The organism is Paenibacillus sp. FSL R5-0914 (assembly GCF_038004525.1).
Lineage (GTDB): Bacteria > Bacillota > Bacilli > Paenibacillales > Paenibacillaceae > Paenibacillus_AQ.
This window is the reverse complement of the sequence record NZ_JBBORH010000006.1, coordinates 32,168-59,139: the sequence shown is the minus strand read 5'-3', so window position 1 is coordinate 59,139 and position 26,972 is coordinate 32,168. Positions and strand designations below refer to the sequence as shown.

Annotated in this window: 25 protein-coding genes; 8 read left to right on the top strand and 17 right to left on the bottom strand. The window is 41.0% G+C overall.

The features are described 5' to 3' along the window. Positions 1 to 132: 132 nt before the first annotated feature. Both MKX60_RS31255 and MKX60_RS31250 read right to left on the bottom strand, forming a co-directional pair. Complete coding sequence (locus MKX60_RS31255) at positions 133 to 1,848, bottom strand: cache domain-containing sensor histidine kinase (protein ID WP_341062057.1); 1,716 nt, start codon at positions 1,846 to 1,848, stop codon at positions 133 to 135. Continuing rightward, the gene (locus MKX60_RS31250) at positions 1,845 to 3,416 is read right to left on the bottom strand and encodes a response regulator transcription factor (RefSeq protein ID WP_341062056.1); all 1,572 of its coding nucleotides are present in this window, start codon (positions 3,414 to 3,416) and stop codon (positions 1,845 to 1,847) included. Before MKX60_RS31250 ends, MKX60_RS31255 begins: the two co-directional genes overlap by 4 nt. A gap of 244 nt (positions 3,417 to 3,660) precedes the next feature. Between MKX60_RS31250 and MKX60_RS31245 the strand changes: the two genes are divergently transcribed. The 3 genes from MKX60_RS31245 (at position 3,661) to MKX60_RS31235 (ending at position 6,768) form a co-directional block, all read left to right on the top strand. Further along, on the top strand, positions 3,661 to 4,980 hold the full coding sequence (locus MKX60_RS31245; RefSeq protein ID WP_076300600.1) for an ABC transporter substrate-binding protein: 1,320 nt from the start codon (positions 3,661 to 3,663) through the stop codon (positions 4,978 to 4,980). A 68-nt stretch (positions 4,981 to 5,048) separates the two neighbouring features. Then, positions 5,049 to 5,936, top strand: coding sequence for a carbohydrate ABC transporter permease (locus MKX60_RS31240; protein WP_076286224.1), 888 nt, complete (start codon positions 5,049 to 5,051; stop codon positions 5,934 to 5,936). Between the two features lies 1 nt (position 5,937). Beyond that, the gene (locus MKX60_RS31235; RefSeq protein WP_149646055.1) at positions 5,938 to 6,768 is read left to right on the top strand and encodes a carbohydrate ABC transporter permease; all 831 of its coding nucleotides are present in this window, start codon (positions 5,938 to 5,940) and stop codon (positions 6,766 to 6,768) included. Positions 6,769 to 7,039: 271 nt separating this feature from the next. On the opposite strand, the gene MKX60_RS31230 is transcribed toward MKX60_RS31235, so the two are convergent. Beyond that, positions 7,040 to 7,546 (bottom strand): DL-endopeptidase inhibitor IseA family protein, encoded by a 507-nt coding sequence (locus tag MKX60_RS31230; protein WP_042189324.1) that lies wholly within the window; start codon positions 7,544 to 7,546, stop codon positions 7,040 to 7,042. A gap of 508 nt (positions 7,547 to 8,054) precedes the next feature. Between MKX60_RS31230 and MKX60_RS31225 the strand changes: the two genes are divergently transcribed. After that, positions 8,055 to 8,630, top strand: a complete 576-nt coding sequence (locus MKX60_RS31225) for a hypothetical protein (protein WP_076286227.1) — start codon at positions 8,055 to 8,057, stop codon at positions 8,628 to 8,630. 98 nt (positions 8,631 to 8,728) lie between these two features. Here the strand turns inward: MKX60_RS31225 and MKX60_RS31220 are convergent, their stop codons facing one another. The 7 genes from MKX60_RS31220 to MKX60_RS31190 all read right to left on the bottom strand — a co-directional run bounded on the left by MKX60_RS31220 (position 8,729) and on the right by MKX60_RS31190 (position 13,524). Then, on the bottom strand, positions 8,729 to 9,310 hold the full coding sequence (locus MKX60_RS31220) for a DUF4303 domain-containing protein (RefSeq protein WP_256716386.1): 582 nt from the start codon (positions 9,308 to 9,310) through the stop codon (positions 8,729 to 8,731). Positions 9,311 to 9,331: 21 nt separating this feature from the next. Then, complete coding sequence (locus tag MKX60_RS31215; protein ID WP_042189330.1) at positions 9,332 to 9,790, bottom strand: SMI1/KNR4 family protein; 459 nt, start codon at positions 9,788 to 9,790, stop codon at positions 9,332 to 9,334. Between the two features lie 62 nt (positions 9,791 to 9,852). After that, positions 9,853 to 10,419 carry a hypothetical protein gene (locus MKX60_RS31210; protein ID WP_076300596.1) on the bottom strand — a complete coding sequence of 189 codons (567 nt, stop codon included), beginning with the start codon at positions 10,417 to 10,419 and terminating at the stop codon, positions 9,853 to 9,855. Between the two features lie 37 nt (positions 10,420 to 10,456). Further along, entirely contained in the window at positions 10,457 to 11,107 is a 651-nt protein-coding gene (locus MKX60_RS31205) for a hypothetical protein (RefSeq protein ID WP_341053248.1), read from the bottom strand. 134 nt (positions 11,108 to 11,241) lie between these two features. Beyond that, positions 11,242 to 12,252: a hypothetical protein gene (locus MKX60_RS31200; protein ID WP_341062055.1), complete on the bottom strand. Its 1,011-nt coding sequence runs from the start codon at positions 12,250 to 12,252 to the stop codon at positions 11,242 to 11,244. Further along, positions 12,215 to 12,883: a hypothetical protein gene (locus MKX60_RS31195; protein WP_076286232.1), complete on the bottom strand. Its 669-nt coding sequence runs from the start codon at positions 12,881 to 12,883 to the stop codon at positions 12,215 to 12,217. Before MKX60_RS31195 ends, MKX60_RS31200 begins: the two co-directional genes overlap by 38 nt. Positions 12,884 to 12,951: 68 nt before the next feature. Next, a complete protein-coding gene (locus MKX60_RS31190; protein WP_076300592.1) occupies positions 12,952 to 13,524 on the bottom strand; it encodes a hypothetical protein in 573 nt (190 codons plus the stop codon). 340 nt (positions 13,525 to 13,864) lie between these two features. On the opposite strand from MKX60_RS31190, the gene MKX60_RS31185 reads away from it, so the two are divergent. The 4 genes from MKX60_RS31185 to MKX60_RS31170 all read left to right on the top strand — a co-directional run bounded on the left by MKX60_RS31185 (position 13,865) and on the right by MKX60_RS31170 (position 16,624). Continuing rightward, the gene (locus tag MKX60_RS31185) at positions 13,865 to 14,572 is read left to right on the top strand and encodes a glycosyltransferase (protein ID WP_076286234.1); all 708 of its coding nucleotides are present in this window, start codon (positions 13,865 to 13,867) and stop codon (positions 14,570 to 14,572) included. Next, positions 14,569 to 15,285: a glycosyltransferase gene (locus tag MKX60_RS31180; protein ID WP_042189343.1), complete on the top strand. Its 717-nt coding sequence runs from the start codon at positions 14,569 to 14,571 to the stop codon at positions 15,283 to 15,285. The genes MKX60_RS31185 and MKX60_RS31180 overlap by 4 nt, the downstream gene beginning before the upstream one ends. Positions 15,286 to 15,627: 342 nt before the next feature. Further along, positions 15,628 to 16,080: a MarR family winged helix-turn-helix transcriptional regulator gene (locus MKX60_RS31175; protein ID WP_076300590.1), complete on the top strand. Its 453-nt coding sequence runs from the start codon at positions 15,628 to 15,630 to the stop codon at positions 16,078 to 16,080. 25 nt (positions 16,081 to 16,105) lie between these two features. Next, positions 16,106 to 16,624, top strand: coding sequence for a GNAT family N-acetyltransferase (locus tag MKX60_RS31170; RefSeq protein WP_076300589.1), 519 nt, complete (start codon positions 16,106 to 16,108; stop codon positions 16,622 to 16,624). A gap of 93 nt (positions 16,625 to 16,717) precedes the next feature. Here the strand turns inward: MKX60_RS31170 and MKX60_RS31165 are convergent, their stop codons facing one another. The 7 genes from MKX60_RS31165 to MKX60_RS31135 form a co-directional block, all read right to left on the bottom strand. Further along, on the bottom strand, positions 16,718 to 18,010 hold the full coding sequence (locus MKX60_RS31165) for a galactokinase (RefSeq protein WP_341062053.1): 1,293 nt from the start codon (positions 18,008 to 18,010) through the stop codon (positions 16,718 to 16,720). Between the two features lie 245 nt (positions 18,011 to 18,255). Next, on the bottom strand, positions 18,256 to 19,863 hold the full coding sequence (locus MKX60_RS31160; protein ID WP_341062052.1) for an S-layer homology domain-containing protein: 1,608 nt from the start codon (positions 19,861 to 19,863) through the stop codon (positions 18,256 to 18,258). Between the two features lie 135 nt (positions 19,864 to 19,998). Further along, positions 19,999 to 21,600, bottom strand: a complete 1,602-nt coding sequence (locus MKX60_RS31155; RefSeq protein WP_341062051.1) for a hypothetical protein — start codon at positions 21,598 to 21,600, stop codon at positions 19,999 to 20,001. Then, entirely contained in the window at positions 21,593 to 22,306 is a 714-nt protein-coding gene (locus MKX60_RS31150; protein WP_076300586.1) for an ABC transporter ATP-binding protein, read from the bottom strand. Before MKX60_RS31150 ends, MKX60_RS31155 begins: the two co-directional genes overlap by 8 nt. Positions 22,307 to 22,504: 198 nt before the next feature. Next, on the bottom strand, positions 22,505 to 23,284 hold the full coding sequence (locus tag MKX60_RS31145) for a sporulation protein (RefSeq protein WP_076286239.1): 780 nt from the start codon (positions 23,282 to 23,284) through the stop codon (positions 22,505 to 22,507). 153 nt (positions 23,285 to 23,437) lie between these two features. Next, complete coding sequence (locus MKX60_RS31140) at positions 23,438 to 25,177, bottom strand: ABC transporter ATP-binding protein (protein ID WP_076300585.1); 1,740 nt, start codon at positions 25,175 to 25,177, stop codon at positions 23,438 to 23,440. Further along, positions 25,174 to 26,910, bottom strand: coding sequence for an ABC transporter ATP-binding protein (locus MKX60_RS31135; RefSeq protein WP_076300584.1), 1,737 nt, complete (start codon positions 26,908 to 26,910; stop codon positions 25,174 to 25,176). The genes MKX60_RS31140 and MKX60_RS31135 overlap by 4 nt, the downstream gene beginning before the upstream one ends. Positions 26,911 to 26,972 lie beyond the last annotated feature (62 nt).

Here is a 26,972-nt window from a genome sequence, read left to right as displayed (position 1 = left end):
TTAAAGCGCTCACATTATGCATTATAATCTCAATTGAAGTCTTGCTAAATAAGAGTATTTTTTGAAATCTAACAGATTTCGATTGTAAACAAAAAAAGGGCCATGCTTTTATGAGCATTGGCCCTTATGTGATCATGAATCTTCTTCTCTGATGTGACGATACTGCGGTATGCGTACGATAACGGAAGTGCCAATCCCAGGTTGACTATGAATATTGATCCCGTACTGGGATCCAAATAAGAGCTGTAATCTTTCTTGCACATTTTTAATCCCATAGCCGGAACTTTCATGTTCAAGAATACGTGCGATCATATACGGTTCCATACCGACGCCATTATCCTCCACGACAAAAACAATATCCTCACCGTCAAGACTTGCCCGCAGGATGAGTTTACCTCGCCCCTCCCGCTTCAGATCGATGCCATGCATAATCGCATTTTCAACAATCGGCTGTAAAATCAAATGAATCATTTCAAATTGAAATACCTTGTCGTCGGCATCGAATTCTACGTCAAATCTTGAATTGTGCATAGCTAATTGAATATGTATGTATGCTTGAACGTTAGTCCATTCATCTTGAATCGCAATAATTTGCTTCCCTTTATTTAAAGTCGTTCTGTAATAACTAGAAAGGTTATTTACCAAGTCACTAATTTCTTGAGCATCGATTCGCAGCGCTTTGGAATTAATTAAAGATAAAGAATTATATAGAAAGTGGGGATTGATCTGAGCTTGCAGCGCTTTGAGTTCAGCTGACTTTTGCGTGACTTTTGTTTGATATACTTCCGAAATGAGTTGATTAATTTGTTTAAGCATAGAACCGAAACGATCGGTAAGCTGCCCGATTTCATCTTTGGAATTCGTGGAAACAACAACTGTAAGATCACCATCTTCCACCATCTTCATTTTGGTGTTTAATTTCTCGATTCCTCTTAACAGCGTCTCAGAGAACAAGAAGATAATAATACTGAGGAAAACCATACAGATGAGTACAATGATACCCGTGGCGCTTAAAATATTGCGAATGCCTGTATTGTATTGATCATCGGAAACCAAATAATGCAGGACCCAATCGGTTTGCGGAATATCTTTGTTTATAACTAGGTAGGATTCGCCACCTAAGCTTGCTTTTGAAGTACCACTCCTTGAAAGGGATTGAAGCTGAACATCATCCATCTGCGGGGCATGCTCTGTTAACACCGGCTGATTCTTTTGATCGGTAATAATGATGCCCCTACCTTCATTCATCTTGCCAATGAAATCACCGAAGATTTTATTGTAATCAAACCGGACGTAAAGTTCAGCGCTCACGATTTGAAGATCGATATCGCGAATCACTCGAGTGGCAAACAATTCTCCATCCTCGAACCACCACTTCGTTGACTCGCTGCTCTTTGTCGCTTCATACCAATCCTTATCCTTAACTGCTGAAGAAGGCGTAATGAAGTTTCCTAATTCGGATTGCCGATTCTCAGAATACAACATAATCTCAGTCATATCCCCAACCATATACATTAAATTAAAAAAAATAGGTTCAATTTTATCATTCAACGTCTTAAATTGAGCGTACAAATCCTGATCTGGATTACTCATCAAATCAAGAAGCGCAGGATGAAATACAATCGATTTCATGGATACATCCTGTCTCTGAAGACGGTAACTAATTTCTAACGCCAGCTTCCTCGCCTCGTTATCCGCGCTTTGCTGAACCTGACTTTTCAATGAAGCTTTGGAACTTTGATAGGCATACAAGCCCAGTACAATCGTTGGCAGGAAGATAACAATCACATATGAAAGCAATAATTTCTGACGCAGGCGGATATTACGAATAAATTTGAGCAGACTCATCTTCTTCCGCCACCCTCCCGATATTGAATAGGAGTCAGGCCGTTATGCTGCTTAAACATTAAATTAAAATAGGAAGTATTCGCAAATCCAACTGTACTGGCAATATCAACAACTTTAATCGTTGAATCTCGCAGTAGCTCCTTCGCTCGCTCCATACGTACAGCTGTAATATATTTGATTAGGCTTTGACCTGTACTTTTTTTAAAGAGGAAACTTAAATAACTTGGCGATAAAAAGACACGATTAGCTAAATAGTCAACCCCAATATCATTTCCGTACTCCATCTGGATGAGTATCTGTACATCTTCAATTACTTTGCGGCATTGATCATCTGTATTCGTTTTAATTTGCAGCAAATGTTCCTGAAAAACGGATAAAATGACTTGCCTCAACTCAGCAATTGAATTGCAAAGTGCGATTCGCTCCAAACCTTCCTTTAGTAAACTGCTGCTTTTTTTGCCTTGAAGCTCTACTACTTTTTTCAATATTTCTGTAAATAAAAGTTTGGCATACGTAGAACTAAAGCGCTTACTATTTCGCATACTCGCAATGAGATACTCTATTTGATGCTCGAGTGTACGATATTCATTTCGTGCAATGGAAGTATAAATCTCCTTAAGCATAAGCTCTAACGATTCGTCGTCTATATGGTCATGAATGCTTTCGGCATCTTTGGAACAAACGACACTTCTATCCATAAAAAACCGAAAATTCATTAACTCTTCCATTTGGGTGAACTCGCCATGAAGCCCCTCTAGCTTATCTACCGGACTACCGACAATAATTAAACATCGCCGGTCGAAGCGAGTCTCCAGCCATTCTTTAACCTTTTCTCCATAAGTCATAAGCTCTTGCCCGTTATCGCTGTTCTTTGAAGCGGGATCAATTACGACGAGCATGATGCTTTGGTATTCATTGATATGTAATAAAAGCATCTCATGTTTACTAGTCGATTGAAGAAATTCAAACGCTTCTGTATGATGTTGATCAAAAAAGTGATTTTGCAATCCAATCATAATCATATACATCCGCTTATTTTCCAGATGATTTAGTCCAGCAAAAGCTGCCCGTTCCTCGTAATGGACGTCACTTTCCCGACCTTGAATGAGATCAAACAGGAGCTTTTGTTTCTCATACGCCACTCCTTTATGAAAACCTTTGATCAGCAACTCGTCCTTCTCTCTCTGAAGTCGTTCGTCATCTAGTATAGCGATTATGGATTGGAATACTTTGAGGAATTCCTTCACATCGATTGGCTTCAACATATAACTAACCGTTCCAAGTTGAATCGCTTTTTGTGCATATTCAAATTCCCCATAAGCACTGTAAATAAGCACCTTAAGGTCCGGAATGACTATCTTTGCCTGCTTGATTAACTCTAAACCGTCCATGAATGGCATGCGAATATCCGTGAATAACAGATCTACATGATGGCCCCTAATATATTCCAGCGCTACTTCCCCATCGTTGGCCTGAGCAACAGAAAAGGGTAGAGCATGCTTCTGAATAAGCCATTCAATAGCATCGATTTCGGCTTGTTGATCATCGACTACTAGAATATGATACATATTTTCCTCCTAACCGTTCATCGGGCGGTATTTACTCGCTTCCAGAGGATACTCACTACAAACCAAAGCATAGCACACTAGGCATTCCAATTCATACCATGATACATTAACCACATGATTTGGTTTCTATTGTCAGATGGATTCTGTTAGATTTCGCAAAAATCTGTTATTTCGATGGAAATGGTATTTACATTACAATGAAATCTATACCGCAAAACAAATTTTAAATTTGGGAGGTCTTTGTATGAAGAGAACGTGGTTAATTCCCACTACTGCTTTACTCGCCTTGTCAATCCTCATAACAGGCTGCAGTTCCAACAGTACGAACAACAGCAGCACAAAGGAAAGTGCAACACCAAATGATACGGCGGCGCCGAAAGAATCAAAGGCTCCCGAACCGGTAAAAAAAGTGAAGGTTAGATTATCATATTGGAACAAAGAAGACAGTGTAAAGGCACTTCTGCAATTATTCAAAGATAAACTTCCCGATATAGATGTGGAGTATCAGTTCATCGATAACAAGACTTACGTAGATGTCATCAAGACCCAGCTTGCAGCAGGCGAAGGTCCTGACATTATCGGTGGAGTAATCGACGCAAATACCGTCAAGACAGGATATTTCGAAGATTTAACAGAACGTTATGCTAGCAAGTATTATGAAACCGGCACGTCCACCGCGACATTTGATAATAAACTGTACGGATTGCCGCAAGCTAGTTGGTTTAACGGGGTTTACTATAATGTTGATCTATTTGCCAAATATGACCTAAAAGTACCAACAACGCTTGATGAGTATTTCCAAGTAGCTGAAGTACTTAAGAAAAATGGAATTAAACCGCAAGCAATCGGTCTAAAAAATCCTAACGTAGCAGGCCAGTCCTTCCTTGGTTTAGCACTTAATGAATTTATCGGCACAACCGAAGGAAAAAAATGGAACGATGATTTTGGTAAAGGAAACTCAAAAATGGTCGATGCCCTGGAGCCTGCTTTGACGACATGGACCGAATACTTGAAACGTGGTGTCTTCACCAAAGATATGCTTGGGCTTGAAGAAGAACAAGCGATTGATGAGTTTACAAGTGGCAAGGCAGCTATGTTCCAAGCAGGACCTTGGTATATGGAAACCTTTAAGCAAAAGGCGCCTGACATGAAGATTGATATGTTCCCGAACCTGGGTACAAAAGGTGGCCCGGGTTGGATGGTCGGTGGTCCAGGGGTATCGTTTGGTTTGAATGCGAAGTCCAAAGTCAAGGATGCAGCGTACAAGGTGCTTGACCTGTTATCTACACCAGAAGGTCAGAATGCTTACTGGGTCGATAATAAAGGAGGTTCCTCTTTTTTGAAAGGGGTTACTTTTGAAATGCCAGCAGAGTACAACGGTGCTCAAGAAGCTTTCAAGGCGGGCAATGTCATGTACCCTGTTAATAATTGGGGCGTTGCTGGCCCTGCTTTCTCAGATCTAGGAAAAGGTATTCAAGAAATCATAGCAGGTACTAAAACGCCTCGACAAGTGCTAGAAGCGGTAGACAAAAAAGCAGTTGAACTGCTGGAGAAATCTAAATAGGTCGTATAAATTACAAGGGGCAAAGCGATTTGCTCCTTGTACATCCTATAAGCTAAAGGTTGTTGCATATGAACAAACCAAACATTTTCAAACGAGAAATCAATTATGTTCTGCTTCTGCTTCCTGCCTTACTTATTTATTGTACCTTTTTCATATATCCGACGTTAAAGACCGCTGTATACAGCTTTACGAACTGGTCAGACGTACATCCCGTTGTTGTCAAGTATGTTGGATTAAACAATTATATCGCTCTATTTAAAGATTCCCTCTATTTAACAGGGATTAGCAACACATTAATCTATGCAGTACTCGCGATGCTCGGACAGAATTTGCTAGCCATTCCATTAGCGGTATTTCTCAATAAAAAATTAAAAACAAAAAATCTGCTGCGGGCTGCGTTCTTCCTTCCTGCGGTGTTCAGCGTATTGGTTATCGGTTTTCTCTGGAATTTTATGTACTCACCTTCCGACTTCGGCTTGATTAATCAACTAGTAGTTGCTCTTGGCTTCGAACGCATCAATTTTCTCGGAGATCCGCGTCTTGCGCTCTACTCAGTCATTATCGCCTCCGTATGGCAGTGGGTGGGTTACACAATGGTTATTTATTTGGCCAACTTACAGAGCATCTCAACAGATTATTATGAAGCGGCGAAGATCGACAGAGCGAACGGGTGGCAATTGTTCCGTTATATCACGCTTCCTCTACTGCTTCCAGCGATCACCTTCAATACGGTTATGGGGATGATAAACGGTATGAAGGTATTTGATATTGTTTATGCCTTGACTGGAGGTGGCCCGGGGTATTCTACTGAAACGATCGTATCACTCATGATCAAAAAAGGGCTCAGTGAAGGTTTCTATAGCTACGGAGCCGCATTCGGAATCGTCTTCGTGATCCTCGTTGGCTTCATCACCTTTCTTCACTTTACACTAATCAAAATGTGGGAGCGGCGGTAATATGAATCGATATACTAAAGGGTCTGCCGTTACTGAAATTCTCTTGATCGTCATAGCCGCGATTTTTTTGATCCCTATTTACTATTTGATTATCACGACTTTTAAAACCCCAGCTGATGCAGTCTCTAGTCCGATGGGCCTTCCAATTAATATCACATTCGACAACTACGTTCGCGCCTTTAAAGCAATGAACTACTTCCATGTGTTAGGAAATAACCTTCTCATTACGATTTCCTCCGTCGCGGGTATTGTTATGTTTTCTGCGATGGCTGCTTACAGCTTGGTACGACATACGAACCGCTTCAATCGCCTCGTGTTCCTTTTATTCATGGTTGGAATGATGGTACCGTACCAAATGGGGATCTTGGCACTTTATAAACAAGTATCCCAGCTTGGACTTATGAATTCCCACACGGGTGTTATTCTTATAGAAATTTGTTACAGCCTCCCGCTCTCTATCTTTTTAATTAAAAGCTTTATCGGTTCTACCGTTCCATTTGAACTGGAAGAAGCAGCAAAAGTAGACGGCTGTGGGGTGTGGAGAACTTTCTTGCAGATTGTGTTCCCGCTGCTTATGCCGGTGATTGCCACTGTAGCGATCGTGAATACGCTGGGTGTGTGGAATGATTTCATGACACCGCTCTTGTTCTTGCAATCCCGTTCAAAGGGTGTATTACTCTTAGAAGTGTTCCGCAATATTGGGCAATTCTCGACCGACTGGACGAATTTCTTCCCGATGATGCTCCTAGCGGTCGCACCACTCATTCTGTTCTACATTTTCATGCAAAAATATATCATTAACGGCATCACGTCCGGCTCGCTAAAGGGATAGGGAGTTAATGACAAGGGGTTCACACTGAATCATACAGTTGTCAGCAGAAAGTAAAATATTACACTGAACCTAGAAATTAAAACAGCGATAGCACAGGACGAGAAAAAAGTCCTAGGCTGTCGCTGTTTTATTGAAGTAACGTTTTCTGTTAGTTCAATAATTCATTTTACCGATTTGGCTACTATCCATCTCAATATAAAAGCTCTAGCTCTTCTTTCTGCAATCAGTTTTTTCAATGAATAATTTATCTCCCTATATAACAGGCGCTATTTCATTTTTTCCTTCTTAGTATCCTACTCTTTTTTTTGCATGGATCGTAACGGTAATCGGCATATCGGCTTCTGCGTAAATTGATCGTAAGTACTTGGGTGGATGGGTTGCGCAAGATGAAATAACGAATAGTTTCCCCATCAGCGATTGAGTCGCCTGGAATACCTAGAATAGCATCAACTATTATATTTGTGCTTGTCTGTTTTATAATTTTTAAACCCAACACTCTGCTAGGCAATCCCCCCGTATCTGCATCAGGAGAGTAAAGACGTCCTCGAATGTTTTTAAAACCTGCGGAGCAAATCATGCGATTTGCGTACACATTGTTCCAAAATTGGCGATAATACCGAAAAATTTTGATTCGGGTCGAGAATCGCAAGGGAAGTCTGTAGTAATCAAAATCACCGATTCGAATCGGTGGACTGTTTAGATCATACGAAAAGACTACTTTCTCCCATGCCTTTTCCGCATTCTGAATAAATGCCATAAGTCGTTTTCTCGAAACCATGCCGTCCCCCTCCTTATCGCTCTTCCATTGCATTCTATGTATGTTACCTTATGGAAGGCACGGCAAGAATGGATCCTCGTATTTCATGATTTTTCATTTCATGATGTTTGCCGGCTCATAAGTAAAAACCTTATTTTTGAGACAGCAACTTGTAGCAAGGAACGATTACTGCTCGCACTTCACGCATTACAATCTTCGTTGTCAAGGAGCAAATGAAGATGATAGCGGATATCCGAGCATTGAAAAATAAAACAGATTTCATCCTTGTATACCTACATTTCGGGAGAGAATATCGATCATTTCCATGCAAGCTGCAGCACACAAAAAAAACGCGACTAAACCGTTCCTACCGGCAGCCGCGTCATTTCTTGCTAAGTAATTTTCTTATCGTTCTAGCAGTAAATCTAAATCCCGAAAGCCTGGAGTGCTTTTTCGATGAAATGTCCAAACGTACCTTTCCGGTAAAGCATATGTTGCAGATAACTGAATTTTCAAGGAGGGAAGCATATTGAATAAGAAAAGAAAACGTCAACTCCCCGTTCGCAAACAGCAAAACGAATTTATAACACCTGCAATTTTAAGACGAACGATACGAAATGTGCTGCCCTTCTATCGCGAAATCGTGCGCAATCCAGCATACTCAGCTGCATGGGTACAAGCGGTGAATACGATTGATTTTGTGCAGATGGAAAGACTGTTTCAAAAGGTAAGCCATGCCCCAATTGCAGAATTGGGATCAGGGTACAGTTTCGGCTTTCGTACACCTATGCGGGATCGACTATACGTCAACGGTTTTTTTCTTGACCCCGCTCAAAGTAAGTATAAAGTGGGAGAACATCTCGTAGTAGTACAAGCTATTCTTCCCTTATACCTCAGGTTGGCGACTGATATTCCATTTGCAACGCGTGTCACTGCCGCAATTAATTCAGGTAATACGACAAGACTGAACAATTTAATTCGTGGATTAATACGCTCCCGTTTTTTACTAACTATCAGAGCACAAGATTCAGGCTTCAGAATCAGCTTTAGATTTCCGATCAGTCGCAAAATATATACTAATTACACCTTACTAGGAGTGGGCTAGTTAGTTGTGAAGACTGCCGGCTTTCACTGGTGGCAGCAACTGATTGAACTACTCGCGACTAAAGTGGCAAGATTCCAAAGTACGGGAGACTAACGTTTCTACTCCGCCGCTTCCGCCAACCATGCTTGCATAACCGGTGATTCCGCCCGATTTAAACGTAGGGCAATTTCGGTATTAACCTCATCCGGCGGCATGACTTCGACAAGGACGCATACTGACTCTCGCAGTTGATTCAATGCAAACACACCTTCATCATCGAGCATTTTCATTGCCAGCTCCATGGCCTTCAGCCTCAAATCAAACTCGCGATTCCCTTCGTCATTCTCAAGATCCGCAATGAAAGGACGCTCGATGAATCGTTGTTTAACGTGATCGAAGTTCTCATCCCCGAAACAACAATAGGGTGAATCGGCATAGGACCATTTGATCAGTTCAGCAATTGTCGAACCCGGTGTGTCACTTTCGTCTCCTTGTCTGGTCGATTCCATCTCCAAAGCTTCCCACGACCAGGCAGAGATGCTAGGCGCATGTCCCTCGCCAGTAGTATGTAGCGTACAGTAATAATAATGTTCGCCATTTTCAAAAAGAGCACGAAATGACTTTCTGGCAGCAGCGGCGATTTCTATCGCCAGCGTCTCTATTTCTTGCATCGGCTTCATGATAATGGTCCTCCTTTCCATTAGTCGATCAGCTCAGGTTATTTAAGAACGCTCGTCAATCAGCCGTTCTAGAAATTCCGCAAACGTTGAAGCATACTTGTCGATCAAATCATTCATGAGATCATAACACATGATCGGAAATTCCCCCTGTTTATCTCTAGTAGACGTATCAAAAAAATAAAGCTCGTCGCTATCCGGCACGAACAAGTCCAGTCTGTGGGGAAACCGACCTACCCACCATTCCTCGGCTTTATTCAGTCTATGTATGTAAAGAAGGTCGCCGTCGTAATACTCTCTATGTTCCGGAGCTGCGATCGCTAGAATATTGCCGTCTCCCAACCGGGCATTACCGTAATGAACCAGCCACCAGCGATAAGATGGCGGCAGGCAGAATCCTAATTCCTCTTCAGCTTCTGCTATCCAGCTTTCTTCCGCACCATGGCCAGGAAACCATTTTAAAGCGGAGGTCGTTTTCAGTTTTTCTGCCAAACGCTCATACATAAGTTCGATCCCCTCTCCTTATACATGGGTTTATTGTAAGTTTTGGATATCTCTCCAATCTTCTACAAATGATATGGCGGCGCTTTTCCTGCTACAATGTTATCAGGATGAACGTCAGTTGGCTCATAGTCATTCATACGGAGAAGGATATACTCAATCTCTTCTAATGGCATCTGCAATTTTTGGCTGACTTCATAAAGACCCATGTCTTGCGAAAGTAGTTTCCGTGCTTGATTTAGCTTTCCATTTAGCCAATTGTTTTCAAGCATCCATTTTTTCACCAGATCCAGTAGTTGATTTTGAGTTTCCTTATCTGCATGCTTATTATATTTAGCGACTGACTCTGACAAATAGTTACAAAGGTGACTGCCTAATACCTCACGTTGCTCATGCTTGGACATCCGTTGGTACTGTTCATAACTTATGCTGATATCTAATTCGAGGGTATGATCCCTGCTATCAAAACGTCTGGATGTTGTTCGACCATAACTTTCAGGTAAAACACGCAATACAAAAAAGATATCATAGGGAAACTTCCATGTATTTGCTAATTCCTCTAAGGGCAGCAGCTCATCTCTCAATTGACCCACACACGTTCCATGTGTATCCAAAGTAAAAACTAGTTTCATACATACCTCCCTCTCCCACACTTAAGGAGTATCCGGATCATCTGTTATTTTCTGAGATCGCTTCGCAGCCTTTCGACAAGAGCCACTGCTCCATAACTTCAAACGCCTGCCCCGCATCCTGTTCATAGAAGACAGCCACCTCTTGCTGGTAGGCATAATTCAATCGTACATAGCCGCCCAGCTGCCGGTAGAACAGGAAACAAGCATAGGCATTCTCAATGGACAAATCCGGCGGAAATTCGTTTTGGCATAAGTCGGCCAGTTCGGGCAGCGTAAGCTGATCCTGTCCTTGTGGCAAACGCAAAAAGAGATGGCTCCGAGTGCCCGTCCACGGTTCATAGTAGATGCTCTCCCCTTGGCTGATTCCATACACCTGACGATATATTTCATCCAGCACCAAGGCGTACATCCCTTCGTCTTCCTGCTCCCGTGCCTGCAGGGAAATCGCCTTTACGTGCTCCGCATGCCGAGGTAGCCAGAGCAGCCTAGCTGTCTGGGGATGTACTGCCAGAAAATCACCGTCCACCGTTGTACCTATAACGATACACTCGCCGATCTGTTGCTCACTAATGGGGCTGTTTTCGTCATGCTCCCATAATCCGTACTCGGCAAAAGGTTTAAGCACCTCCGCATCGGGAAGCTGAACATTCAACCACCCTCTGTAAGTCCCTTCACCGAATCGCCGCAAAAACCTGAGGTAGCCCTGTGGATAAACAGTAACGTCTTCCTTCGCAAGTGCTTGGTTTTGGCCGTCAGATAGCGGTTTTGGCTGAGATACGATGTACATAAATACTCCTCCTGTTAACTGAACGATCCTAACTTTTATTGAAAACCCAATTTTGCTAAAGATTGTTGTATTTCCCGGTCTGCTTTACTTTTGAAAGTTGCAAACTCCACTGAAGATAAAGATTTCGGAAGTTTCTGATGGATAAAGGAATCAAAATCGATTGCCGTCTTGAGAATACGAAGCGTGTGCAGCAAAGGTAGTTGCTCCATTCCCGCCAAACGGGTTAAGCCTTTACAATTCCTAATAGAAAGTTCCTCCAGTGCCTTCATTTCCTGGTTAAAGCTGATTTCCTTCAGTTGGATTTGATCCTCAATAACAAGTCTCTTCAGCGCTTGAAAGGCTGTAATATTGGTCAGGTCATGGAAGCCGCGGACTCTAGTAATCTCCAGGTTCTCGATTGTATTCTCTTCAATTTCATGAATGTGCTCCCGGCCTCCAAGCAAAATGCGAAGGTGCTCCAGCTTCCTCAGCCGGTTAATACAATGTAACGGCAGTTTGCTGATCGAATGCAGCGCGAGATAATTCAAGTTCTCCAGATAACCTATAGCATCAAGGTTTTTAACCTTACCTCCTACATGCAATTCCTCCAGATCAGAGAACTCTCTAAAATATTGCAGGTTGAGGGTCTTTTTATCCGAGATAATGTTTAATTTATTTAGAGAGTGCAACGTATCAATCCCCAGAATTTCCGAATTCTCCAGCTCGTATATGCCTATGCTCAAACTGCGCAGGTGATCCAGCTTCGCCAATGCTTCAGTGTTATGTGCCTGGGTGAGACTATCGAGGTGCAGCATTTTCACATGAGGAATCCGCAAGAGAGTATGACAATCAAAAGACAGCGAATAGTGGGCGTAGAAACGTACTCCGAAATCCTCATTCCAGCGCGCGCAAAGCTCATCCACTTCTTCCAATATGGAGCCATAAAAATCCGGGTGAGAAAATTGAATAATCACTTGGTTACCGTCGTGCAAATCCCGCTCGATCAGATCCCGGTCCAGCAGGGCAGGATTATTGATCAGAATTCTTTTTTTCCATATTTTCCGCATCCATTAATCCTCCTTTTTTGCCATTGATCACAAGCCCGTATTTACTGAAAATCCACGATTTGCTCAAATCGTGAATCGCATCATGGCTTATACGCACAGAAGGCTTTTGCTCCTTCATAGCATCTGCGTCATGCGCCGAGAAGCGAAGCGGCTTTGTCATTTTATTAATAGAGTCTTTTATTTCATCGAAAAACTTATATGTTAACGGCTTATGATCCCTGATATCCTCATAGATATAATACTTCCCGTTTTCATCTTCCAAATCCATTTGAAAGCCTTTAGGAAATGAAAGCAAGATACACGGCAATTCATCCTCTGCCCATTGTCCGTAATAGGGAAAATGGACACCTTCATTTCTCGCAAAAAATCCGGAGCCTTCATTATCAGACGCAACAGAAATGGAATAAACAAAGAATGGGTGACCATCATTCCTTTTTTCCTCTGCCGTAAAATAATGATAAAATGACTGATACGCCTCATACACCTGATTCTGGTCATGCTCTGTCTGGGCATAATTGGTTAGATAAAATTGCGCTTGCTTATGTTCAAAAAGCTTCAAAACGCTTTCAAACTCTTCCGGCCTTATGAAGAATCTAAGTTTATAAAATCCACTGTTCTTTAATCTATCCATTTCTTTTCTCTCACCGCCATGTTCTAAAGTGTCATCTCAGATGACCTTAGCCATTTGCTCATGTATTTTCAAAATTCATATTTCGCAAATCGTTCTTTGAGAGTTTCTTCGTGCGGGATCCACTCCCAATCGCTCCATAATGACATTCTTACGAGTTCTGACAGCTTATCTACGGCTTGTGCCGGACTCGTAATGCTAATGAAGTCGTCAAAATCCTCATTGCGGATATCCAACGCTTTCTGCAAATAGTCATCGTTAAGACGCTCTTCTTTGAGTTGTTCATATTCATCCCTCGTCCACTGTTCACAAAAGATTCTTTCGGCCTCAATATCTCCATTCTCGAACAACGACAACTCGAATATTTCCTCATTTATATATCCGGCGGTCATCACTGGCTCCTCGATAAGCCGAGACAGCGTTTTGCCGATCTTCTTCACCGTACCCCATACAAAATAATCATGGAGCACGCTGATCCAGTACTCGTTGCTTTTGCTTACGTACATGACAACATTGAACTCTTGAGCCTCATTATTTGGCTTGCCTAATACTGTGGCATGCCCTTCGCTTAGCTCTCTTAATGCTCCGACAGTCTTCTCAAGGTTGTTCGACTTGATATGCAAATTTGCGAATGATCTTCCCACGAGATGGCCTCCTCTAATCGCTTTCTTATTCAGACTAATTCTTATTTATATCCTATAGATTGTATCTAAGTATGTCTCTTATTTCCATTATAGTGATCATTTGTCCTGAGTCTTCCTACTTTTCACCTGAATTTTGAAAATGACCTTTACTAGGGAGAGATACTGTATTGTTGCTTCAAGCTGAGCTAGATCTCGATAACACAGTCATGACTGTGGTTTTGTGTTCTTTATAAAAATCCATATTTGCATCCCTGAGGTTAATATGCCGTTACTCTATTCTAACTTGGACATATCGTATTATGAGACTTTTTCCAAAAAAAGCATCTGAGGGGTTGGTTAGATGAAAGGTGTTTCTATTATTACCTGTACAAATCGTCAAAATTATTTAAACAACCTACTCCAAAATTACAACAGACAACGATATGCCCAAAAAGAACTCATCATTATTATCAATAACAATGCAATTCCACTTTCCCCCTACCAACACTTAGCTAAAAAATACAAAAACATAAAGATATTTCGTAAGCCAGAACATCAAACTCTGGGTTCATGCTTAAACTATGCCGTCACAAAATGCAAATATCATACCATCGCCAAATTCGATGACGACGATTATTATGCCCCTCATTATTTGACAGAAAGTATTCAGACATTAAATAGAACAAATGCTGATATTCTTGGAAAACGAGCTCATTATATGTATTTAAGTGGTTCAAAGACTTTAATCCTTCGTTTCGCGCATGACGAACATCGAACAGTTACCCATCTCCCAGGCGCTACACTCGTCTTCAAACGTAAAGTATTCGATCATGTGAAATTCCCTAATAAAAACGTGGGTGAAGATGATCTTTTTTGCAGCAGAAGTAGAAAGAAAGGTTATAAGGTTTATTCTGCGAGTAAGAATAACTTCGTAGCCATCCGTAGAAAAAACTCTTCAAAGCACACATGGATCATCAGTGATAGCACTTTAATAGCAAACCATAAGATCATCCGTAATATTAAAAATTACAAAGCATTTGTTGGACGCAGTCCAAAGATCAAATTATGAAACGGGCTACAGATTCCACTATATCTGCTGTATCTATTCTGACCTGTACGAAACGAGCTGACTGTATAAATACACTGTTTGATAACTATCGACGACAAAATTTTAATCTTAAAGAACTTATCGTAATCATAAATAATGATAGTTTGAAGATAGATGACTATACAGCTGCTGCAAAAAAACATAAGAATGTGTGGGTTTTTAAAGTACCGGAACATCATTCTCTCGGTTATTGTTTGAATTTTGGTGTGCAATTAGCGAATTATAGTTATATTGCAAAATTTGATGATGACGATTATTACGCTTCCAACTATTTAACTGATAGCATGCAAATACTCCATAAGACTAAAGCAGATATCGTTGGAAAACGGGCTCACTATATGTATTTGAATGATAAGAAGTTACTTTTGCTTCGTTACCTCCGAATGGAGAATAAATATGTAACCAATGTTCAAGGTGCGACCCTACTCATTAAACGCAAGGTGTTCGATCAGATTTCTTTTCCAAATCGGAACAGAGGTGAATGCGTTAAATTTTGTGCTGATTGCGCAGCTCATGGCTTTAAGATTTACGCAGGTAATAAGTATAACTTCGCTGCAATTCGTAGAAAAAACTCCAAAGATCACACCTGGATCGTCAGCGACAAGAAGCTTTTATCAAAAAGTGTTAAAGTTATTAAAGTAAAAAACTTCAAAAAATACGTCACTCGAAACTGAATTAATGAAATACGAAATGCAGACTTTGGCCAGATCGAGTTATTTGCTGATGTTACCGGACACTGTTCAATAACGAGAGACTACCATTTGTGCGGTAATAACCCAATAAAAAGACTGGATGGCAACATAACCATCTTGCTATCCAGTCTTTTTATAAGGGCTTCCAATCGTGAAATACCAAGAGTTAGTTTTATAAATTTCTAATACATAGAAGTCACGCTTCACTTTACTCACCTCGCTATTTTATTTATTTATTTTTTATTGCAAATGCAACAATTATGAGATAAGTTAATATATATTATTTATTGCATTTACAACAAAATACGCGCTAAGGAGTTATTTATGAAGGAAATCCTACGTGAAATTGGAATGATAGCTAGGGCATTAGATTCAATAAGCAATATAGAATTTGCAGAACATGACCTTACAAAAGGGCAATATTTGTACCTTGTTCGAATATGTGAAAACCCAGGAATAATTCAAGAAAAGTTAGCTGAGATGATAAAAGTAGATCGAACAACAGCTTCACGTGCAATTAAGAAATTAGAAATTAATGGATTTATTGAAAAGAAAGAAGACAATCAAAATAAAAAAATAAAAAAACTATTTCCTACAGAGAAAGGGGTTACTTTGTACCCATACATAAAAAGGGAAAACGATTATTCCAATAAGGTCGCATTATCTGGATTCTCCGAGAGTGAAGTAGAACATATTTCCACCATGCTGCAGAGAGTTAGAAAAAATGTAGAAAAAGACTGGGAGTTAGTCAAAAAAGGAAACAAAAGAGATTATTGACTTAGTAAACGGAGGACAAATAAAAATGACCATAAATATAAAAAAGTGTACGTTTGAAGATTTAGGGTTGCTCCAAGAAATCAGTGTTGAAACATTTAACGATACATTTCAGAATCAAAACTCACCTGCAATTATGAAAGCTTACTTAGATCGTGCTTTTAATTTGAAACAATTAGGAAAAGAATTATTAAATAATTGTTCGGAATTCTATTTTATTTTTTTGAATAAGGAAGTTGCTGGGTATTTAAAGCTAAACTTTAATGATGCCCAATCAGAAAAAATGGGTAATGATTCGCTTGAAATCGAGAGGATTTATATCAGGGGGAAATTTCATAAACGGGGACTAGGTAAATACCTGATGAATAAGGCATTAGACATAGCAAAAGATCAGAATAAAGAGAAGATTTGGTTAGGCGTTTGGGAAAAAAATGAGAATGCAATTAAATTCTATGAAAAAATGAATTTCGTTCAAACAGGGACTCACTCTTTCTATATGGGTAATGAAGAACAAATTGATTTTATAATGACTAAAACACTCATTTAATATTCTCATATTTCGTGAACCAGAACATCATCAGAAAAAAAATCGGCACCAAGTATATAGCTATATGCTAACTAGGTGCCGGCTGATAAACGCCTATAATAGATTTAAATTAATAGCACCATGTTTACGAATGCGGACAGGATAAATCTGCTCAACACCAAATGAGTGCATATATGCTTTATAGGAATCCGTATATTCTTTTGGCAATAAAGCCATTATAACTCCTGCAAAACCGCCTCCATGTACCCTGCAGGCTCCTGCCCCCTTCTCCTTGATAAACAGCTCAGTTAATGCCAAATATAGTGTCACACCCTGTTCAGTAGGAGTAGAGTTAGAATAGCAATTTTGCAGCCATTTCCAGGATGAGTTTCCAGATTCATTTACGAGTCTTATGAAGCTGTTTGCATTATCGTCTGTCAAAGCTTTTACTTGTTGATCAACTCGAATGTTTTCCTCATAGAAATGCAGTGCTCTCAATACAGCTCTATCTCCAACACTCTCTCTAAGTTTGTCCAGGTTGTCCAATATATCTTGCTTTTCTAAATCACGAAGCACATTTTTCCCAAGTTCTCGGGCAACAGCCTTCATTTCTGTTGGAATTGAGGAGTATTCTTCACTTAAATCTGCATGGTTTGCACCTGTGGGGACAATAAATAACTCATAACCTTTGTCAATGGATGAAAAATTTAATGTAGTGATCAGCGGAGCCTCGATGGTTTTAAAATCAATCGAAATTAGTCCCCCATATCCACAAGCAATTTGGTCGAGCAAACCCGATTGTTTGTTCCACTCTGAATTCTCTGCATATTGGCCTATCTTGGCACAGGTAACGACATCCATCTCGTTATTGTTGTAGAAGAAATTAATAATTGAACATATCAACATCTCAAAAGAAGCTGATGAGCTTACACCTGCTGCACTTATGACATCACTTGTGATACAAACATCAAAACCGCCTAATTTATAACCGTAACGTTCAAAACCGTCCAAAATCCCTTTAACTAAGGTATATGTTCCTGAAAGGTTAAGGCTATTCCCACTCGAATTCAAATCAATATTGAAGTCTTCGTTATAGGTAATGCTTTTTATACGAATAATATTTTGATCATTTTTCGCAGCCGCTCCAATACAATCCATGTTTATACTGGCAGCAATTACTTTACCCAGATTATGATCTGTATGATTGCCACTAATTTCACTGCGCCCTGGTGAGCTAAAGAGAAACACTTCGCCCTCTGCAAATTTTTTTACATATTCCTGAACCAAGGTCTTATATCTTTGCTTTTGATCGTTAATGATAGATGGAACATCACCATACAGACTTTCTAATGTTCTTTGAAATTCTTTTGATTCGATCAGTTGAATTGTTTCTGTAATTGATGGCATCCTTTGAATTCCTCCATATGTATAATTGCTCAAGAAGAATATAGCATTTATTAATTATTTCATACTAGTGAAAAATGTAACTTTTATATGGATGATTATGACTTATAATTCCTCAAATATATATATTTAGTGTATATGTTGCGTGCCAAGAGCTTTCACCGTAACGCGCGGTCGTTGCGCTGTGATAACTAAATAAAAAGACTGAATGCCATAGCAAGATAGCTATATGCATCCAGTCTTTCTTTTTAAAAGCTATAATCGTAAAATTTCTCTGCATTACTTACGCTAGACCATATATCTGCGCTTTCCCCACCTATATACCAATAAGCGATTCCGGCTAGATTGTTCTTAACGCTTAAATCGTATTTCGCTATTAAAGAACGGCCATCCTCAATCCAGATCGTGTGCTTTATGGACTGCTTCGAATAGTTGGCAACATATTGTCCTAAAGTCTCATTCCATACAGGTTTCATTCCATAGCTACTAATAATCTGATTTTGCTCCGGAAGCGAGATATACTTTGAAGATGAAACCGTACCATTCTGATTCAATGTCCAGTCCCGATTATATAAAGGCAGTGCCAATATAACCTTATGGCTGGGTACGTCCTTTAGTACAGTATCCACTGCATGTTGATCAAAAGGAATAGAAGCATTGGACCCTGGAAGCTTACTCCCGTCATAATGTTCGTCATAACCCATCATCACCATATAGTTCACTTGCTTACCTAGTGCAGCGTAGTCAAAAGCATCTGTCCAATCTGTTCCAAGATCAGGAGAGACGTCTATTGATAGCTTCGCGTTAAGAGCATGCATTTTCTCAGCTAATAATGTAATGAACGAGGTCAAATACTCACGATCGTCAGGCGCTACATTTTCAAAATCAATGTTTAGTCCATCTAATCTATATTTGCTCACTAAAGCTACTAATTGATTTACTGCAGTATTCCTTGTGGTTACACTCGACAACATTTGATGGGTCGCTTCTTGATCCGATCGATTGCCTACCATCGCCCATATTTTCTTATTATTCTTCTTTGCCCATGTGATCAGCGAAGTATCCGTTGAATCCGTTACTGCACCTGTTTTTCCTACATAATACCACCGTGGTGATAAGGTGTTAACGTTGGATTTCAGAACCGTATTCTCATATTGTGCCGTCGTCTGCCCATATTGCCAGCCTATAACGATTCGATCCTCCGGCTCATCATCGAGTTCTGCTGCCCAACTCTCATTTTGCAGCACTCGGTCAATGAGGACGGCCGTTTCCTGTCTAGTTATAGGATCAGAGGGTCGGAAATTCTTGCGATTATCCCCCTTCATTAAACCTAGATCATTTACAGTTGCAACAGCTGATCTTGCCCAGCTAGCAATTTCATTTCGATCATTGAACGAAGTTAGAGCATGAGTATGGTTTGTTTGCTTTAAAGCTTTGGCCATCCATACAGCCGCTTCCTGCCTGGTAACTGCTTTTGCTGGCGTGAAAGTAGTTGCCGATGTGCCGTTAGCCAGCTCAAGCTGAACAGCTGCCTGTATCCAGCCGTAATACCAAGCTTTTTTAGCTACATCTGTATAAGGAGATACTGGACTGACTGCCGGATCAAGCTTTAGCAGACGGTCAAGAACCGTAATGAATTCCGCCCTAGTAATTGATTGAGTAGGTGAAAAGCTTGTCGCCGTTGTGCCGGTTAATATGTTGCGGTGATACAAATCTATAATTTCATTTTTAGCATAGCTAGTATCTATATCCTTAAAAGGCGCCTCATCATCAGCCGATATATGTTGAATAAATACTCCCGCTACAAGCACTACTACAAGTATCGTAATTACAAATCTACCAAATCTATTGTTCACGAGATGATCCTCCTCGGATATAATCTTCGAATTATACCAAGGATAGAAGCTATAAACACTGCTAAAATATTGGTAGAGCGCAAAAAAAATAGGGCATCCCACTAGCCGTTACGACTATTAGGATCCCCCTATGATTTAAAGAGCCCGAAATAAAAGCTCCCCTTTGGATTGAATGTATTGATACATCGCACCACACACCACTAATATCAACATTCCAATACCTAACAATATGAGATTACCGTTCAGATCGGCTAGAAGAAGACTCAAACCAACTGGAATCAGTAAGCTTATAAAGCCTATCAACATCGCAACTAAAACAGATGCACTTTGTTTGACTACCGATACTTCATTTGTCCACTCCAGTTTAGGTAACTTCAAATTAACGAGTACACCAGTCATTGCAGTAAGACAAGCATATAAGACGGGAATAACCAATAATAGCAAACTTTCCATCCATCCGGTGTCTAGAGATATCATGAGGAGCAGACTACTGACAACTACAATCGGCACGGTAATCGTAAGATTCACTGCGATTTTACTTAGCAATATCGTTATTGTCGGCACAGGTGCGCTTTTTAAAATCCAAATATTATTACCTTCGAGCGAAATAGAACTGGATGTCGTACAGCTTAAAGTTACAAAAACGGAAACAAACAGTGGAGCCAGTCGATTCAGATAATTTGAAAGCTCTGGTATCTCAACGAGTTGACCTAGTTGGTCTGCACTAACGAACAGTAAGGCGATCGCTAACACAAGTAACATTACCATGCCTATACTCGTGTTAAGTACATAGATAGAAGAACTAAAATAGCGACGCAGCTCTTTTTTATACAATGTGTAAAGCGGTGAAGATACTGCAAGTGATTTCATTTGATATTTATTTTTTGAAAAAGAAGTCGTTAGACCTGTGTGGATCGCTTTATATTTGCTACCAAGCACGATGGTAAACAGCATAAAAGAAATCAGCGAAAACCCAATAAACAATACTAAGGAATCAAACTGAAACGAGCAAACCGCATTTACATACATAAGCGTCAAAGGATACAAGTTGTATATTTGATCAGCAATTTGAGCGCTCATATCCGCAAGTAATTGTGGATTGTTACCATTTATTTGACCTGAACCAACAATTATAGCAATAATTACAACAAAAGTTAGGATGAGCGTTATTATACGACTTCCTTTAAATCTTGAGGAAACCCAGCTGATCAGAGCACCTATAATCGTTGCAGCTATGATCGGCACTAATGGAATAAATAACAGTGTCATCAAAAAATACAAATAATATAGTACGCCGGGATTCACCTTTATAGCATAAACAATGCCTGCAGGTACCATCACCATCAAAGAGAAGAATAGGTTTAACACATAAAGCTGAGCCACCCGACTTGCTACAATATGACTCGTTTTGATTGGCAGCGACATTACGAGATCGTAGTCTTTGGAGCCAAATAATACACCACTAGCCTTATAGATCGTTGTAAAAAATCCGATTAAGCAAGTAACTGCCATCATTATCGCAAGGAGCAGCTCTGGCCGGCCAATCTGTTCAAGGGTCTCTGCTATCATATAGCTATAACCAAATGAAACCACAGCCATCATAACAATTCCAATTAGGATCCCGATGGTCAGCCACAGCATTTTTTGTCTTTCTTTCACATCACGTGTGTGCAAAGCTTTATTTAACCCAAAGGAAGAGATCAGCTGAATCTTCGTCAATCTCCAGATATTAATCATGCTTAATCAACTCCAAAAATACATCTTCAAGGCTGCTGTCACCCTTCACCTCTTCTGTTTTCCCATGCGTAATCAATTCTCCCGCTTTGATAATGGCAATCTTATTACAGAGCTTCTCCGCTACATCCAGTACATGCGTTGAAAAAAAGATCGCACTGCCCTGACTGCAAATCTCCGTCATGATTTTTTTAAGCGTGTGTGCCGCTTTTGGATCAAGTCCCACAAAGGGCTCATCCAGCACTAACAGCTTCGGTTTATGTATCAGTGCTGAGATGATCGCGAGCTTCTGCTTCATACCATGAGAATACGAGGAGATTAAATCCCCCAAATGAGATGTAATCTCAAATTCATCGCCATATTTCTTAATCAACAACTCCCGATCTGCTTTCGATACACTAAAAAGATCACCAATAAAATTCAAGTATTGAATGCCGGTCAGATGATCGTATAGATCTGGATTATCTGGAATATACGCAGTGATCGCTTTGCAGGCTAAAGGATCTTTTTTGATGGAATATCCACCTATTTCGATCTCCCCCTCTTCAAAATCAAGAACACCTACTACTGCCCGAATCGTCGTTGTTTTCCCCGCGCCGTTATGACCGATAAAGCCATAAATATCGCCTTTCTCGACCACTAAGTTCAAGTCATTCACTGCCTTCTTACCGCCCTTATAGCTCTTGGTAAAATGCTTTATTGTCAACATCTTGGCACTCCCTCTCCGTTCGTATTCGTATTAGTAACTTTCATCATGCAATCAATGCCTACCGTTTCATACATTGTTAGGATAGTTTTACTATAGTACGTTTATCCTGTCCATTTAGTTCATTCCTTCATATAAATAAATTTTTCTTTATAAAAACGAAAAAAGAGAGGGGCTCTCCCCTCTCTTTTATAATCCTGTTTATACGTATTTATGGATCGTTGCGAGCAGTTGATCAGCTACATAGTCAACTCCGTAAGCAAGTTGATTGTGATCAAAGCGTATTTTCACAAAGCTCTCATCTGTATCAAGCGCATCGGCGAACAAACCAGCTAAACCACGTGCCTTGCGATCAATCTGTAGGAGCAACTCAATTCCATCCTCATTTGGAAAGAAAACGATTTCTAATTCGTCTAGTTGATTCCGGAACTGTGAGGGGGGAACGAATTCAAATTCTTGAACAAAATCTAACCCATTGATCCTGCCGTAACGCGGTGCATATTCACAAGTCACTTCACGAATTTGGAACCCGAGCTGATTCATCGCATCCAAAATAATAGCACAATATGGATGAGGGCCTACTTGAAGATAATCCTGATCCTTCGGATCAATTGCCTCTTTAATATCAAGTCCGGTTTGAATCCAAACCGGCGATCTACCTAACGTCACTGGCGTTATCGCCGGAAGCTGGAATGAGACAGGAAATTCATAGACCTGCTCCGCCACTACTTTAAATTTACTTGCTAACAGGAATTTGGATACCGTCGCTTCCACTTCCATCTTCTTATCGTTCAGCTCTTTCAAGTAACGCGTCTTAACGAATGCGTAGACGTCATCGACCTCCTGATCCACTCGGCCACCTTGAATTCGAACGGAACCACTGATCGTATCACCTGCGTTCACGAAATCTTGATGGAGCATGAGATCTACTTTTGCCGCTCCAATTCCGGCACTCGCGAGCATTCGTTTAAACATTGACATTGTAATGAATTCCCTCCCTAATATTTGCATATTTAAGGATACGAAGGGAACCATCTGAGGTTTCATTTACGGGACAGTAAATGCCATGCTACTGACAAAAAAGAAGCATCCTCACCCAAAATAGGGTCGAATACTTCTTTTTATTCACAAAGTCTACGCTGAGGCGAACTGACTGTTATATAATCTGGCGTAATATCCACCGCTGGCTAGGAGTTGATCATGCGTACCACTCTCCACAATGTCTCCATCCTTCATGAAAAGAATGAGATCCGACTCCCGAATCGTTGACAATCGGTGGGCAATCACAAAGCTGGTCCGACCAGCGATCATAGTCAGAAAAGCTTTTTGAATCCGTACCTCAGTTAATGTATCAATACTGCTTGTAGCCTCGTCTAAGATGAGCATAGGCGGATCTACAAGCATTACTCGTGCAATGGTAAGCAGCTGCTTCTGTCCTTGGGAGAGATTATCCCCTGAGCCACTGATCTTCGTATCATACCCTTCAGGCAGACGTTTAATGAAGCTATGAGCATTAGCAGCTTTAGCAGCAGCGATGACTTCCTCCTCTGTAGCCCCAGGTTTTCCGTAAGCAATATTATCTCTGATCGTGCCCCCAAAGAGCCAAGTATCCTGCAACACCATCCCAAAATTACGTCGCAGACTGTCACGCGTAATGGTCTTAATATCCACACCATCAATCTTGATGGACCCACGGTCCACATCGTAGAAACGCATGAGCAGGTTTACTAGCGTCGTCTTCCCTGCTCCAGTCTGACCTACAATCGCAACTCGGGTACCGGGCTTCACTTCTAGACTGAAATCGTTAATCAAGGGACGTTCTGGATTATAAGCAAAGGATACTTTTTCGAAGGTAATGGTTCCTTGACTTGTACTCATGATTTTGGCGCCCTTAGAATCAGCGGGTTCTGGTGTTAGATCGAGAATGGCGAAGATCCGCTGCGCAGAGGCAGTTGCCGATTGAAGCTGTGTAATCACACCTGTTATTTCATTAAACGGCTTAGCGAACAAGTTGGAGAAGATCAAGAAACTGGACAGATCCCCTACCGTGAAATGACCCCGAATTACCATAACACTACCGATCATAGCTATAACTGAGAACGTAACGTTATTTACTAGCCGCGTTGTCGGATTGGATAAGGAGCCATAAAATTGTGACTTCACACCGGTCTGATATAATGTCTCGTTTTGTTCTTCAAACTGAGACATTGCACGTTCTTCATAATGATAAGCGGTGACTACTTTTTGCCCACCGATCATTTCCTCCACATAGCCATTGAGACCACCGAGAATCTTCGCCTGCTCTTTAAACATCTTTTGAGATCGCATCGTAATAAATCTGGCCACAAAAAAGGTGGCGGGTGCTGACAGAAGAACTACTAAGGTCATCAGAGGACTGATGTACAACATAAGCACAATTGCCCCTACAATGGTGATGATCCCTGTAAGCAGTGTGGAGAAACCTTGCAGCAGTCCATCAGAGACGGCATCCATATCGTTAACAAACCGGCTGATACTGTCTCCTTGCGGGTGGTTGTCGTGAAATTTTAAAGGCAAAACATTTAATTTATCAAAAAGCTCCCGCCGTAAGTCATATACAGTCCGGTAGGCGATTCGATTCGTCAGATAGGTAAGGAGCCATCCAAAAAAGCTGCCGACAATATATACCGCTGCCAGAATCAAAAGCAGTCTAAGTACGGCGTCAAAATCCACCTCTCCCGGTCCGATCATAAAATCAATGGCTTTACCGATAAGTAGTGGTCCGATTAGACTGGCGATCACACTGAGTAACGCGCATATAACTGCCCCAATAGCTATTTTTCTATAATGTCCTGTATATACAATTAGTCTTTTCCAAATGTTGTTTTTGTTCATTGGCCCGACTCCTCACTCGATAGCTGGGACAGGCAGATTTCTTTGTACACTTCACAACCACGCATCAGCTCCTCATGGGTTCCGATACCGGCGATCCGCCCTTCCTCAAATACCATAATTTTATCCGCTTGCCTTACAGTGCTCACCCTCTGCGAGACAACGAGTACGGTCATTTGCTGGCTGCTCTCTTTGAGCGCTTTACGTAGAGCCGCATCAGTAGCGAAATCTAGCGCACTGGAGGAGTCATCCAGAATTAGAATCGACGGCTTACCTACCACTGCACGAGCTATGGTCAAGCGCTGCTTTTGCCCCCCGGATAAATTAAGTCCGCCACGTGATACCTGAGTATTCAATCCTTCTGGCAATTTACGAATAAACTCTTCCGCCTGAGCAACAGAGGCTGCTTGCATGATTTCTTCCTCGTTTGCGTCTTCCTTACCCCAACGAATATTCTCAGCGATTGTTCCAGTAAACAACACTGCTTTTTGCGGCACAATCCCTATTTTCTCACGAAGCTGATGCAGCTTATAATCTCTGACATTCACTCCATCCACTTTAACTTCACCTTGCACTGCATCATAAAAACGTGGAATTAAGTTCACGAAAGTAGATTTACCAGAACCCGTACTGCCAATCAGCCCCACAGTTTCTCCGCGGTTAATGACTACCGAAATATCCTCTAATGCCAATTCTCCTGTTGTATTATAACCAAACGATACATGATCGAATGATATGGCAGGAGCGGTATGATCAGGTTCAGTCATCACAACATTCCCGTCCTCGGACACGGATGCTTTGACACTCAGCACTTCATTCACACGATTGGCAGAAGATGAGGCTTTTGTAAAAATAATGACCAAGTTGGAGACCACTATAAGTGCCAGCAAGATTTGAGTGACGTAATTGATAAAGGCAATGATCTCACCTTGAGACAATCGCCCCCCATCAATGTGAATTCCACCTACCCATAAAATAGCTATGATCGCCGCGTTTACTACAAGTGTCGTCATAGGTCCAAGTAAAGCGGAAATCCGCGAGACCCGGATCGCTGTAGTGGTTAAATCCTCAGATGAGGCATCAAAACGTTCTTTTTCCGTACGTCTCTTCGCAAAAGCACGAATGACTCGTATCCCCGACAAATTCTCACTAAGAACGAGCGCAAGGGCATCCAGCTTCTGCTGGTATTTTCGATACAAAGGTGCACTTCGAGTGATAATAAAATATAATATAATGCCAAAAATCGGCGTTGCCGCTATTAAAATCAGCGATAATCTAAAATCCAAAATCATGGACATTATGATAGCCCCGATGCAGATAAACGGCGCACGAATAACCAGGCGAATCAGCATAGCCACTGCAATCTGCAGCTGGTTTACGTCATTGGTAATTCTGTTAATCAGCGTAGGCGTACCGAACGTATCCAGCTCAGCGTACGATAAAGATGTAATATGTTTGAACATTTTATTACGAAGCGTCGTGCCGAATCCCTGAGATGCTCGTGCTGCATAGTATTGGCACACCATGGAGCAACCGAAGCCAAGCAGAGACATCAGCACCATCAGGCCACCCATACGGTATACATAAGCACTGTCATGATTTCCTACCCCGTTATTGATGATTAACGCGACAATGGTAGGCAAAATCAGCTCCAGAATCGCTTCCATCAACTTGAAGATTGGACCGATGATGGCTTCTTTTTTGTACGGTTTTAAATAGACTGCAATTTTAAACAACGTCATCCACACCCAACATAAGAAGTATTTAAGCACTTGAAATATGTATAATAACAGTTATG

Bases quoted from the DNA above. Each gene is read 5' to 3' on its own strand.
- MKX60_RS31255 (WP_341062057.1), bottom strand. From the start codon at position 1,848: ATGAGTCTGCTCAAATTTATTCGTAATATCCGCCTGCGTCAGAAATTA.
- MKX60_RS31250 (WP_341062056.1), bottom strand. From the start codon at position 3,416: ATGTATCATATTCTAGTAGTCGATGATCAACAAGCCGAAATCGATGCT.
- MKX60_RS31245 (WP_076300600.1), top strand. From the start codon at position 3,661: ATGAAGAGAACGTGGTTAATTCCCACTACTGCTTTACTCGCCTTGTCA.
- MKX60_RS31240 (WP_076286224.1), top strand. From the start codon at position 5,049: ATGAACAAACCAAACATTTTCAAACGAGAAATCAATTATGTTCTGCTT.
- MKX60_RS31235 (WP_149646055.1), top strand. From the start codon at position 5,938: ATGAATCGATATACTAAAGGGTCTGCCGTTACTGAAATTCTCTTGATC.
- MKX60_RS31230 (WP_042189324.1), bottom strand. From the start codon at position 7,546: ATGGTTTCGAGAAAACGACTTATGGCATTTATTCAGAATGCGGAAAAG.
- MKX60_RS31220 (WP_256716386.1), bottom strand. From the start codon at position 9,310: ATGGAAAGGAGGACCATTATCATGAAGCCGATGCAAGAAATAGAGACG.
- MKX60_RS31215 (WP_042189330.1), bottom strand. From the start codon at position 9,790: ATGTATGAGCGTTTGGCAGAAAAACTGAAAACGACCTCCGCTTTAAAA.
- MKX60_RS31210 (WP_076300596.1), bottom strand. From the start codon at position 10,419: ATGAAACTAGTTTTTACTTTGGATACACATGGAACGTGTGTGGGTCAA.
- MKX60_RS31200 (WP_341062055.1), bottom strand. From the start codon at position 12,252: ATGCGGAAAATATGGAAAAAAAGAATTCTGATCAATAATCCTGCCCTG.
- MKX60_RS31195 (WP_076286232.1), bottom strand. From the start codon at position 12,883: ATGGATAGATTAAAGAACAGTGGATTTTATAAACTTAGATTCTTCATA.
- MKX60_RS31185 (WP_076286234.1), top strand. From the start codon at position 13,865: ATGAAAGGTGTTTCTATTATTACCTGTACAAATCGTCAAAATTATTTA.
- MKX60_RS31180 (WP_042189343.1), top strand. From the start codon at position 14,569: ATGAAACGGGCTACAGATTCCACTATATCTGCTGTATCTATTCTGACC.
- MKX60_RS31175 (WP_076300590.1), top strand. From the start codon at position 15,628: ATGAAGGAAATCCTACGTGAAATTGGAATGATAGCTAGGGCATTAGAT.
- MKX60_RS31170 (WP_076300589.1), top strand. From the start codon at position 16,106: ATGACCATAAATATAAAAAAGTGTACGTTTGAAGATTTAGGGTTGCTC.
- MKX60_RS31165 (WP_341062053.1), bottom strand. From the start codon at position 18,010: ATGCCATCAATTACAGAAACAATTCAACTGATCGAATCAAAAGAATTT.
- MKX60_RS31155 (WP_341062051.1), bottom strand. From the start codon at position 21,600: ATGATTAATATCTGGAGATTGACGAAGATTCAGCTGATCTCTTCCTTT.
- MKX60_RS31150 (WP_076300586.1), bottom strand. From the start codon at position 22,306: ATGTTGACAATAAAGCATTTTACCAAGAGCTATAAGGGCGGTAAGAAG.
- MKX60_RS31145 (WP_076286239.1), bottom strand. From the start codon at position 23,284: ATGTCAATGTTTAAACGAATGCTCGCGAGTGCCGGAATTGGAGCGGCA.
- MKX60_RS31140 (WP_076300585.1), bottom strand. From the start codon at position 25,177: ATGAACAAAAACAACATTTGGAAAAGACTAATTGTATATACAGGACAT.